Source organism: Haloarcula sp. Atlit-120R (assembly GCF_003665885.1).
In the GTDB taxonomy this organism is placed as follows: domain Archaea; phylum Halobacteriota; class Halobacteria; order Halobacteriales; family Haloarculaceae; genus Haloarcula; species Haloarcula taiwanensis.
This window is the reverse complement of sequence record NZ_QPLN01000006.1, coordinates 1-12,013: the sequence shown is the minus strand read 5'-3', so window position 1 is coordinate 12,013 and position 12,013 is coordinate 1. Positions and strand designations below refer to the sequence as shown.

The 12,013-nt window shown below is 57.1% G+C and carries 5 protein-coding genes, 2 rRNA genes and 3 pseudogenes; 4 read left to right on the top strand and 6 right to left on the bottom strand.

The genetic code is table 11. From position 1 onward, the window contains the following. Positions 1-336: 336 nt before the first annotated feature. Positions 337-2,014: pseudogene (locus tag DVK01_RS17840) on the bottom strand (transposase). A 718-nt stretch (positions 2,015-2,732) separates the two neighbouring features. Beyond that, positions 2,733-3,300 (bottom strand): annotated as a pseudogene (locus DVK01_RS17835) (IS6 family transposase). A 94-nt stretch (positions 3,301-3,394) separates the two neighbouring features. Here DVK01_RS17835 and DVK01_RS17830 point away from each other — a divergent pair. The 3 genes from DVK01_RS17830 (at position 3,395) to DVK01_RS17820 (ending at position 7,115) form a co-directional block, all read left to right on the top strand. Next, the gene (locus DVK01_RS17830; RefSeq protein WP_121513846.1) at positions 3,395-4,273 is read left to right on the top strand and encodes an ABC transporter ATP-binding protein; all 879 of its coding nucleotides are present in this window, start codon (positions 3,395-3,397) and stop codon (positions 4,271-4,273) included. Continuing rightward, positions 4,273-5,064, top strand: a complete 792-nt coding sequence (locus DVK01_RS17825) for an ABC transporter permease subunit (protein ID WP_121537831.1) — start codon at positions 4,273-4,275, stop codon at positions 5,062-5,064. The genes DVK01_RS17830 and DVK01_RS17825 overlap by 1 nt, the downstream gene beginning before the upstream one ends. 110 nt (positions 5,065-5,174) lie before the next feature. Next, complete coding sequence (locus tag DVK01_RS17820) at positions 5,175-7,115, top strand: NEW3 domain-containing protein (protein WP_121537829.1); 1,941 nt, start codon at positions 5,175-5,177, stop codon at positions 7,113-7,115. Positions 7,116-8,233: 1,118 nt separating this feature from the next. Here the strand turns inward: DVK01_RS17820 and DVK01_RS17815 are convergent. Continuing rightward, a complete protein-coding gene (locus DVK01_RS17815; RefSeq protein WP_004966141.1) occupies positions 8,234-8,617 on the bottom strand; it encodes a hypothetical protein in 384 nt (127 codons plus the stop codon). Next, the gene (locus tag DVK01_RS17810; RefSeq protein WP_121537827.1) at positions 8,617-9,498 is read right to left on the bottom strand and encodes a ParA family protein; all 882 of its coding nucleotides are present in this window, start codon (positions 9,496-9,498) and stop codon (positions 8,617-8,619) included. Before DVK01_RS17810 ends, DVK01_RS17815 begins: the two co-directional genes overlap by 1 nt. Positions 9,499-9,990: 492 nt before the next feature. Between DVK01_RS17810 and DVK01_RS17805 the strand changes: the two are divergent. Then, positions 9,991-10,716, top strand: a pseudogene (locus DVK01_RS17805) (RNA-guided endonuclease InsQ/TnpB family protein); the annotation flags it as partial. 724 nt (positions 10,717-11,440) lie between these two features. On the opposite strand, the gene rrf reads toward DVK01_RS17805, so the two are convergent. Next, positions 11,441-11,563: ribosomal RNA gene (gene rrf / locus DVK01_RS17795) — 5S ribosomal RNA — on the bottom strand. 132 nt (positions 11,564-11,695) lie between these two features. Further along, positions 11,696-12,013 (bottom strand): 23S ribosomal RNA (locus DVK01_RS17790); the annotation flags it as partial.

The following is a 12,013-nucleotide window of genomic DNA, read 5'->3' as shown; positions in this document are numbered from 1 at the left end:
TAGACCTGTGTTTGGGATATTTTAACGAGTTGCGTTACAGTCTCATGGTAAGTCTTGCAATAGAAGGCTGTCATTGACTGCTAGAGAGACTGCATCTGGGAAGCGTATGCATTGAGAGACCCAGTCTCAACTTCTGCGAATGTGTGGAAGTTGAGACTATAGCGGGTTTAGCGGGCCTATGATGCGTGGTTTCGGCTGTTTCAGTGATCGGGAACTGGCTCAGATTGCTCTCCAAACGGCTATTCCTATTGAAATTTCAACCACATGCGCGAATTTCGGCGGCTTCCGACAGCGTTGCCACTTAGACGCCGCGCTAACACGGGTAGAGCCCCCACACTATCCGATTCCCGTTTCCTTCTTCAACAGCGTCAGCGTGTTATCGGCCGTCACAATTGGCGAATGCTCGTAGTCGTCGGTCAACTCAACCTGTACCAGCAGGTCCACTGCTCGCCAAATCGAGTACAGTAGACACGCGAACGCGAAATAAAAGAACCGTAATCCGAAATCTTTTGATGTCGTTGCGGCCATGAATCGCTTAATCGACCTGTAGCCACTCTCAATCTCCCACCGGTACCCGTACTCAGTAAGGAAGCCACTACCGCGATTGGACATGAATACCGAATACTGCCGGTGATCGTCGTACTCTGAATCCTCTTTCTGTCGGTAGATCAGCGTTGTCTCGTGCCATTCATTCTTCCCGAGATGGAGCTTGCGGTCGGTCTCGTACCGGTTTTGATCACGTCGGAGCAACCGCTTTGCCCGGGCTTTCTCACTGGTTTGCATCCGCTTCGGCACGACGTACGACAGTCCACGCTGGCTGAGCATCTCCAGAATGTGCTGGCTGTCGAACTCCCGGTCCATCAATACGTTATCGACGTGAACGAGATCCTCGGCAGAGTCGAGTAGATCCTCGACAATCTCCTTGCGAGTCTGGCCTTTCCGAACCGGCCGTGCGTCTAACACGATTGGGACGGCGTTGCCGACCAACTGGACCGTAGCCCACTGATAGGCGTACTCATCGGTCTTTTTCCTTTGTCCCAATAATCTCGTCTTCGTACCCGGTTCTGTCACCTGTAAACGGGTCCGCCTCAGTGAGATCGATAGCGACGATCCCTGCTCGGAAGAACTCCTGCGTCTCTGCTGCTTCCTCCAACAGTCGATTCACAGCCTGCCGGTACATCTCTCGAATTTGCTCGATAGAGAGATCACGAATCTGATTGCGATGGGCATGGCCCAATGGAGTACGATCTCGAGTCGATTCATACACGAAACTGCGAGCCCCTTCATTGGCAGCTAGCCGCTCACGGAGTCCGAGATGCGTTTGCAAGTCCCAGTAAGCGTTCTCGTGGATCTCACAGCCATTGTCGCGATTCAGTGAGAATGCCGGGAAAACGACGTGACTGATGTGGTCCGTAATTGATGCCGCTTCGTCGAGGAGAGCCTGATTATCTGGGCCTGATTCCTCTTGTTCATCACCGGAAAATGGAAGCTGACGTTCTGGCTCGCGCGGAACAGCAACGCCCGCGTCCTGAGCTTTGATCAGAATAGTCCGAGCGGCTGCCTCGACTGTCTCACGAAGTTCGGCGGTGAACCGCTTATGCCAACTGCGCCACAGCGTCGACTGGTCTGGGACCGTCTCTATGTTTAGTTGCTCACGGAGATCAGGATGGTGAGTGAGATACGTGAGGAGTGCCGTTTCGTGGGTCCAGCCGTGAATTTCTTTGAGCAGAAACAGTCGGAACAGTTGGGCCATCTCGTACTGGGTGGCTCCCGAATACCGGTCATGTGGCCCAAACTCGACATACGCTACTGGGTAGTGAGACACGAACTCGTCGGTGGAGTGGTGTGCCTGATGGTCAAACCATGTGGAGGCAACGGTACGGATGTCTTCTTCCAAGCCGGCGAGAGAACTCCGGTCATAGAGTGGCGTCGAATCATACGCTGGCCATTCCGCGTATGACTGCTGTGCGATCCGTCGAAAGACAGTGCGTTGAGAATCACAACTCGCAACCACGCGATAGACTGGCCACGATACGCCCAAAAATTCGTCTGACTGCTAATAGAGAGAGCATATACAGCTCTCAATGTCGCTAAGCAGTTTGAGTGAGCATTAGTCAGTACAGAGAAGCAACTGACTGTGAAAGACAAGCGGGGGGAAGAATACCGAATCAGTACTAGCCGCTTCCCGTTCCCGTAGCTGTGCCCCTACGAACCGCCCGAACCTGCCTTGCTTTCGACTTCTGAAAGGTCTATGATGACCTCTGTCCTGGGATCCATCAGCTCGATAGTCATCGAATTGACCTACGGTTTCGTCGAGGCCCGCGCGTGAGAATTGATTGGACTCCTGCTTGAGACCGCCTCGGGAGCAACTGGATTCTCCGTAGGGGACCGTCGACGTGTTGGTTTACAGCGGCAACGTGGGGTGTGACCCGCTGACTGACTCGTATCTACACCTTTTCCCGATCTTTACAGCGGCAATAAGGGCTGCGTCTAGAGAAAGGGTCAACTATCTGTCTAAACCAGCTAACTTCGAGAGGTTAACCAACACCGGGTGCGGAAAGAAGGGATCGTTAGTTAAGACTTGGTGGTCGAATAAATCTGGACTTAAGTCTCCAAATCCATGAATCGACTCCCGAAGACAAGTGGTTTCGTCTAACATCACCACTTTTACATAAGACAGCCTGCTGATTCAGGAGATCCCCAATCAGGATGATAGATCTATTTGGCACTGTCTAGTTCTGGATGACCTCAGCTGGCGTTCGTCCGTCGAGTGCTTGGTTTGCTCCTTCGTGGTTGTAGTGGTGTCTAAAGCGTCTGAGCCACTGTTTCGCGCTGGATTGACTGCCCCTCCAGAAGGAGTGAAAGCGGTCGATTCGCATGGTCACAGTCTGGAACCACTTTTCGATGTGGTTCCAAATTCGGAAGTCGCGCTGACCGCTCAAATCGTGACGTGAGAGGGCAGTCAGATAGCCGCCAGCATCGACAAGAAACACTGAATCGGCAACATCATGTCTCTGAGTGAGCCGATGCAGGAACGCCGCCGCGGGGTCGGTCCCGCGACGGCTGCGCCGTCGGCGGGTCGCTCTGTTCCTCAGACAGTGTATGCACCCAATACCAGACCGCGCCGTGAGAACGATCGATACCCAGCAGGTCTAAGATAGCGATCGTCTCCCCGATCGACAGCCCCGCAGTATGGAGACGCACCCCAAACCGCCGAACGGGTGTCGGGGTGCGCTCACTCTCCCAAATGTCTTGGCTGTCCTTATTTAACGTTTCTCTGAGGAGGTCTGCGAGTTGCATAGGCACTTCTCGCTACTACCTCCTCGCTTCTCAAACTCGCTCAACTAGACAGTGCCGTACAAAATATTATGTTCTCTTGCCGTCATTTGCGCCCATGGCGGCGATTGAGGTATCGGGGCTGAGCAAACACTACGGCGACGTTCGGGCCAACGATGACCTGACGTTCACCGTTCAAGAGGGCGAGATTTTCGGCTACCTCGGGCCGAACGGCGCGGGGAAGACGACGACGATTCGCAGTTTGCTCGGCTTCCAGTCGCCGACCGAGGGAACCGCGACGGTGCTCGGCCATGACGTTCGCGACGAAGACGAACTCCTCGAAGCGAAGGCTGAAATCGGGTATCTGCCAGGCGATCCAGGCCTTGACGAACAGGTCACGGGCCGCGAGTACCTTGACTACCAATCGTCGCTCAAAGGCGGCGAGCGGCGTGAGGAGTTGCTGGAGCTGTTCGATCCGCCACTCAACCGGAAGATCCGGGAGTACTCCCGGGGCAACAAACAGATGGTCGGTATCGTTCAGGCGTTCATGCACGACCCGGAACTGGTCATTATGGACGAACCGACTTCCGGGCTGGACCCGCTGAAACAGGAGGCGTTCAACGAGTTCATCCGGGGAGAGCGATCGAAGGGCAAGACGGTGTTCTTTTCCTCACACGTCCTCGGCGAGGTCCGACGAGTCTGTGACCGGGTCGGAATCATCCGCGAGGGAAAACTCGTGACCCTCGAGGAGATTGATGCATTGCTCCGGCGCGGCGGGAAGCGTGTCCGGGTCCACACGCGGTCCGATGCCGACCTCGCCAGGCTAAGCGGTGAGGGTATCCTCGACCGAGAGACGTTCGATGACGGCGTCCAGTTCACGTTCACTGGCGATTACAACACTCTTGTGTCGGTGCTTGCTGACTACGACATCGTCGATCTCGAAATCGAGGAACCACCGCTCGAAGATGTGTTCATGCACTTCTATGGAGCGGACTGATGTTCGAAGTGACCCGTTACGAGGGCCGCCGACGGATGCGAGGGACGGCCGTCCTCACCGTCCTGCTCGCGGTCTACGCGCTGCTCATCGTCTTCCTGTATCCGTCCATCGCCGAGTCGAGCGTCGACTTCGACGAGTACGTCGAGAGCCTCCCGCCGGCATTCCAGGAGGGATTCGTCGGGTCAGCGAACTTCTCGACCGTCGAGGGGTTCCTCTCGATCGAGATGTACCAGTTCCTCTGGCTCCTGTTGCTCGGGCTGTACGTCGCGTACAGCGGGGGCGCGCTCGTTGCGGGGGATGTCGAGACCGGGCAACTAGACATGCTGCTCGCGACGCCGATCTCGCGCTCGCGGGTCGTGGTCGAGAAGTACCTCTCATTGCTGGTCCCCGTCCTCGGCGTCAACCTAGTGACGCCGTTCGTGGTCTATGTCGGCCTCCTCGCTATCGACGAGACAATCGACCCCGTGTCGCTGTTCGCGCTTCACCTGCTTTCGATCCCGTATTTGCTGATGTGTGCCGGTTTCGGCCTGCTGCTGTCTGTCCGCCTGGACCGCGCCGACATCGCCCAGCGGGGCGGGATCGGTGCGGTGTTCGGCCTGTTCTTGTTGGATACAGTAACCACCGACACCGACTTCGAATGGCTCGGGGCCCTCAGCCCGACGCGGTACTTCAGTCCTGTAGACATCCTCAGCGAGGGGACCTACGACGTGGCCGGCGCGCTGCTTCTGCTCGCGGGAGCCATCGCCTGCGTCGGCGTGAGTGTCGTCCTGTTCCAACGGCGGGACATCTGATGGCGTGACCGATGCCACCGACCGCCGATCCACCAATACCCAATGTACGATCCTACCACACTCCGCGACGGCGGAATTGCCACTGAGACGGACCGATCAATGGAGAGATCATGAGCCGACTCGCAACCGCAACGAAGCTGCTGACCGTCGTGGTCATCTGCTCGCTGCTTGCTACCGGCGTTGTCGTGGGGTTCGTCAGGGGGGCACCGGAGCTCTCCGCTTCGCTCGCCGACAACCGCGTCGCCGCTGGCGAGGAGGCGACGCTTGCGGTAACGCTCACCAATGCGGGTGAACTGGAGACCATGTCGACGACGAACCCGGAGTTGAATCAGCGGGTTCTCACGGCAACCGGCGTCAGCACCCAGCTTCGGGCGGGCGACGCGCCGCTCTCCGTCACCACTGGCCGGCAGAGCGTCGGAAGCATTGCCGACGGTGGCGAGCGGGTCGTCCCATTCAGTATCTCGGTCGATGAAGACGCCTCACCCGGATCGTATCGCCTCCCCCTGCGCGTGGCGTACACGCACACGTCGGAGATCGACGAGGGCGGCGGCTTCTCTCAATCGCGGACAGTCGAGAGGACGCTGTCCGTGACAGTCCGGGTCGTTGAGCAAGCCCAGTTCGCCGTCATCGACACCGAGGCCGACGTGGGACCGGCGAGCGTCGGCACGGTCTCTGTGACCCTCGAAAACGTCGGCAGCGAGGCGGCGAACGAGACGGCCGTCTCACTGGGTTCGCTGGATCCCGATGTCCGCGTCGGGTCGTCAGGAACGTCGAGCCACTACGCCGGCGCGTGGGATCCCGGGCAACGGCGGACGCTGACCTACGTGGTTGCAGCGACCGAGACAGCGACGAACGCGACGTACCCATTTCGGGTGACCACTGCGTTTGACGACGACCGCGGCGTCCGGCAGACCGATGAGTCCAGCGTCGTCGGCGTTGAGCCACGGACCGACCGCCAGTTCGTCGTCACTGACGTGGACAGCGACGTGGCGGCCGGCGGGTCGGGAACGCTCGGCGTCACGCTCCGGAACGACGGGGCGCGGACGAATGAAGCCACGCTCACCCTCCGGTCGGCTGGCTGGGCACTCGCCGTTGACGGAGAGGATGCGAGCACCCGGTTCGTCGGGGACTGGCCGTCTGAGGCCGAACGGACGTTCACCTTCGACGTGACCGCGCCGCCCAGCACGGAGGGCGGGACCTACACGCTTGACGCGGCCGTCGACTACCGGACCGACCGGGGTGCCGATGCGTCGGCCAGGCCCGCAAGCATCGGGGTGGCCGTCGCGCCTGAGCCCGACTTCGCCGTCCGAAATCCCGACGTCTCGCTGGCTGTCGGTGAGGAGGGGCAGGTGCGCGGGACGGTCGTCAACCGTGGTCCCACACCGACACGCAATGCCGTGGTCGTCATCTCTTCTCCATCGCCGAATGTCCGGTTCGCGGAGACGACGTACGCCCTCGGCGATATCGAGACGGGCGCCACGGCCGACTTCACGTTCGACGCAGCAGTCGCCCCGACGGCTGAGGCCGGTCCCCGGCCGCTCGACGTGACCGTCCGCTACGAGGGACCGAGTGGCGATGCCAGAGAGAGCGCGCCGCTCCGCGTCCGCGGTGATGTCGTGCCCCAGCCCGACCGCCTCGCGTTCGAGGCGGTGAACGCCAGCTACGGCATCGACACGAGCAACAGGCTCAGCGTCCGCGTCACGAACGTCGGCGACGCGCGCCTCGAAGACGTGCGAGTCAGCATCGCGACGGCCCCGCCGTTCACCAGCGAATCCTCCAGCGCGTTCGTCAGCGCGCTCGACCCCGGCGAGACCGCGACGCTCGGCTTCGAACTCTCGGTCTCGGAAGACGCAGTCGAGAGCACCCACGCCGTCGCGCTCAACGCGACCGCCGAGACGACCAACGGTGACATGATCCGGATGGAACCGTCGCTCGTAGCAGTAACCATCGCAGAACCGTCGGGTCCGGGCGGCGACACTGCCCTCGTCGTCGGCGTGGCCGTACTCGCGGCAGTCGTGATTGTGAGCGGGTGGTGGTGGCTCCGTCAGTAAGCACCGATCGTCTCGTTTCAGTCGGATCTATTCCGTCGACCATCGAATCTCCACGCTGGGTGGTATTGGTTTGCGCTTCGTCCGCCATCCAGAATTGAACGTCAAGAGAAATATTCTTACGAACCACCGGATGCTGATGAGAGGGTCCCTCGTCTGTCAAAATCGTCCAAGTCAAAGGTGACACACGAGCCGGCTTGAAATGCTGGCCCTTAGCACTACAACGAAATAATCATGGCTTGTTAATACGCAGTCGAACCTGCTCTAATATCTCAGAAAACTTTCCGTTGTTATTACCATCTGTTGTCACAACAAAATTCTAAACATCGGTTTAAGAGTATAATAGCACCACAAACAGCTATAGTAGATTTAGAAGTTATCACTCACTTTTGAAAGAGATAGCTGGTCGAGAGCGGTGTCGATTGCCGAAATCGGCCACAGGTTAGGCACAAATTCAGTCCAGTTCATGCAGAACGCCCGATATTGACAGGTGATAGTGCGTTGAGGTAACTACAGTGTCGCTCAGATCGTATGCATTGAGAGAACCAGTCTCAACTACTGCGCTCAAATTCTGACCTTTGATAAACAACACTATTGTTGTCCGCATAGGTTCATGATTCCCTTTATGCATTCTGTAGCTTCGGCCACTCCTGTACTGCAGACGGCAGACGAATCATCGCAGGGTCACGCATGAGATACCACCGGCGCTCTTCATGACACGGAGACGATTGAACTCGTCCATTGAGAGCGGCGGTCTCAACTTCTGTGGGGATGCCGAAGACCGCATTGTGTCGCAGTTTGTCGAGCAGGCACTCTAATCGGGGCAAGCGAAGGAAGGTAGTTTCATATGCATTGAGAACGCCGGTCTAAACTTCTGGTCGTGTACCCTTTCGAATAGAAATCGACATCAAAAGGGCCAGACAATCAAAATCCGGTGTCTAGAAATTCAGTCAGTCCCGAGATGAGATCTTACTCAAGTTCGGAATATATTCGCCGCTGTCAGTTGGCGATGTCACCCGTTCTAGTCCTCGTCACCGTACTACTCGTTGATTTGTCCCAGCAGCGTGTTCGAGACATGGCGGTTGGTCTCTTTCAGGTCGGTCATTTTTACGAATTGGGCTTCAGGACTTCCGACCGTCTATCACGAGTTCTGCAAGCCGGTCTGGGTTTTCCATCGCCAACTTGAGCAGTGCCTCGTGGTACTCCCGTTTCGGGATATCCCGCAAGCCAGCATCGCGGAGTTCACGTTTCACTTCGAAGTCGAGTATGTCCTCGAACTCGTCCCATGTGTCGGACCTCGGGTAGATAGCCTCCTGTGAGGCGTCGTCGTACGGGAACGCCGGTCGACGCTTCCAGTCGTTGCCGTCGTTTTCTGTAGACGGTTCCGACTGTTGGCGGTCGGTCTGATTTGTATCTGGCATAGGTTTTGATTTCGTCTCGCCCGCGTCGTCAGCGTCGTCAGCATCTTGCTGGGCCGCTGCGTCTTCAAGATCATCGAAACCCATTAGCGACGCACCTCCCCAGTCTCGACGATTTTTGCGAGTTCGTCGTAACACTGGAGTTGATCGCACCCAGGGTCGTAGTCGCGCAACGGTACGCCCTCGTCGTTCGCATTGTCGATAGCCGCTCGGTGTCGAATACCAGGAAGGTCATGGTCATACGCTCCGTTATCCACGTTCTCCCAGTCCTCGGGTGAGAGATACGCGTAGTTCGGGACGTGTTTTGCGACGGCCTCGCGGGTGGTCATTTCCCGGAGTAGCCGGCGGTCGCGCGTGTCTTGGTCAATACGGTCGCTGAGGTCTGTCGGCGTCACGGCGAGAATATCGAGATCGAAGTACTCTCGTGCTTCCATGACCAAGCGTTGGACTGTATTCGTCAACCCGGTCTCATAGCCGTTCTCTGGCCGGAGTGGGATGATAATGTTCCCGGTCGCATACATCGCATTGTCGTTAAGCTTCCCGCGATTGGCCGGACAGTCAATGACGATATAGTCGTACGCTTCGCCGAGCAGTTCGCCGACTAGTTCCTCTTTGAGACGTGTCGTCCCCATCGTAGCCTCCTTAAGCCCCGACTGGACGTCTTCTAGGTCAACGTGAGCTGGGAAAAGGTCGAGCCCATCACTAACGTTTGTTATGTAATCATGCGGGTCCGCGCCGTCAAGCAAGACATCGGCGGCGTGGTTCGTGTTCCAGCGCTCACCCCGGTACGCGTCGTCATGACCTAGAATAAGCGTCATGTGGCCGTTGTCGTCAAGATCGATCAGTAACGCGCGTTCGTTTCGATGGGCAAGCTCGCGCCCGAGGTTGATCGCTGTCGTTGTCTTTCCGAAGCCGCCTTTCAAGACGCCCACACTGACTGCGCGGGGCGTTGGTGCTTCATCACTCATAGCAGGCTTATCTACCTTAGGTGACTTAGCTGTTCTGCCTTAGGTAACTTAGATAGTGTGCCTTAGACACCTAAGGTAGCTTATTTAGATGAGGTAGATTACGTAGGTGGAATAGCTGATGTATTTGAGACCACCAAGTTATGATTCCGTTATCAAAGAGCCGCATACCAAGTTAGCAGGATCGTCACGCCTAATGGTATCGTGAAAATGACTAGCATCGCGACTAAACGTAGGTTGTTACCCTAGCTCCCTGCAAATGTTTTATTTCCCTCGATACACTCCCCAAGCACCCGTTGAAACGCGTCTTGATACCGCTTTACGGTTCCCGTATCATCTTTCAGATACGCTTCGATCGTCCTGATTTTTGGCTTCAATTCAGACGCTGCGTTTGGTGATCGGGATTAATTAATCGATACCCCGGTATCTGCTGGTCCTTCTCTACAGTGACCGTGTCGTCAGTCATAGAATCGGACGTCTGATCGTAGCTAATGACGCGAGTTTCGCAGTTTCACATACAGTCAGTCTGGCTTCAAGCTCAACAAAAAGGGCAGTCAGGCTGTGCTGTCACTCTCGAAACTCGGAGATATACCGATTCGACTCCACCGAGCCATCCCCGACGAGCGCAAACGCTTGGAGCGCGAGCAACGGAACCTCTCGCGGAAGCAACACGGGTCGAACAACTACAAGAAGCAACGGCGGCGCGTAGCGGAGTGTCATGCGGACCTCCGACGCAAGCGCCGCGACTTCTTACACAAACTCTCGAACTACTACGCTCGGAAGTATGACCTCGTGGCGGTCGAAGACCTGAACGTGAAGGGGATGATGGAATCGCCGTCGAACAGCCGCAACACGGCGTCCGCCGCGTGGCGAACGTTCCTCTCGTTGGTCGAATACAAGTGTGAGCGGGAGGGTACACACTTCGTCGCGGTCAATCCGAGTGGGACGACCAAAGAGTGTGCGTCCTGCGGCGTTTCGACCGATAGGCCGTTGTGGGTGCGCGAGCACACCTGTCCTGCCTGCGGGTTTGAGGCGGACAGGGACGCGAACGCGGCGTGGAACATTCTTTCTCGCGGTATCAAGCAGTTAGGAGTGGGTCACTCCGAAGGAACGCCTGTGGAGACTGTGCTCCCTGTGGATACACCCGTGTCTGCAAAGCGCGTCGTGGAAGCAGGAAGCCCTACCCTCAAGGAGCGAACGGCGCAAGCCGTGAGCGAGTAGGGTAGGGTAGTTCACTCCTGTAATCAACATCTCAGCCCAAAGTGTCTCAGCCTCGAAATCAGAATTGCATCCAACCGTCCGGGGAAGTAAAGTTGCAGGCTCTCAAGTATAGTGTATAGTTGACTGACTAGGGTTATGAAACGCACAGGCCAACCCCCGCTCCCAGACTGGGTTCAAAATTCCTATCAGACGCTTGAGAGAGCGTACACCTCAGGTACTGACGAACTCTCTAAGACTGAAGCACATGAGTTCCTTCTGGCTGAGTCCGAACATATTGAAGAGCACGCTGATGCAGTATACGTGGTTGACCGACTTCTTGACCGTGGATGGCTCTATGAGGTCAATGACCAACTCCGTAAAACCGAGTAACTCTCCAGTCCGTCCTGAACCTCGTCAGTGGCCAGCGGTGTGAGTTCCAGTAGCCGATCACCCATCCGGTTCGTCTGGAGAGACTGGTCAGCGGGTGCGTCCTGTTCGCTCACGGAGATCCTGAAGCCCTTCCAGAGTGATACTGTCCAACCACACGATTACCGCAAGCTAGAACTACACTGACAGATATTTTCGCATGACCGTTTCAGTCACTGATAGTTGGATGATTACCAGCGTGTCACAGACGACTCACGGAGTGCGAGAACTATCTGTTCATTGAGTGGGTCAACTGTATAAATACGGAAAGCCCACTCGGGAGAGATGCCTCTCCTGAGTGGGCTATGTAAGGTATGAATGGTGGCGGCGAACCGCGTTTCCCAGAGGCTCGCGCACTCCAGTACTCCCCGGAACGCTGGCGGGCTTATCTTCCGTGTTCGGGATGGGTACGGGAGGCAACCCCGCCGCTGTGGCCGCCTAACGCCGAGTCGTGGAATCGAACCACGAAATACCAGTCTCGGTCGGTCTTCCACCGTCTGTCCGTGCGATCCAGTTTGCGCCTGGACTCGCTCAGCGACGAGTTAATTCGTCGGTGAATGAGTCACAGTGCGTATGAATGATGGCTTTGGTCTGTTAGTGCTCGTGGGCTTAACGTCTCGTTACCTCGACGCGCACACCCCGAGTCTATCGACCGCGTCTTGTACGCGGGACCTCGGCGGTGTCTCTTTTCCAAGTGGGTTTCGAGCTTAGATGCGTTCAGCTCTTACCCCGTGTGGCGTGGCTACCCGGCACGTGCTCTCTCGAACAACCGGTACACCAGTGGCCACCAACCGTAGTTCCTCTCGTACTATACGGTCGTTCTTGTCAGACACCATAACACACCCAGTAGATAGCAGCCGACCTGTCTCACGACGGTCTAAACCCAGCTCAC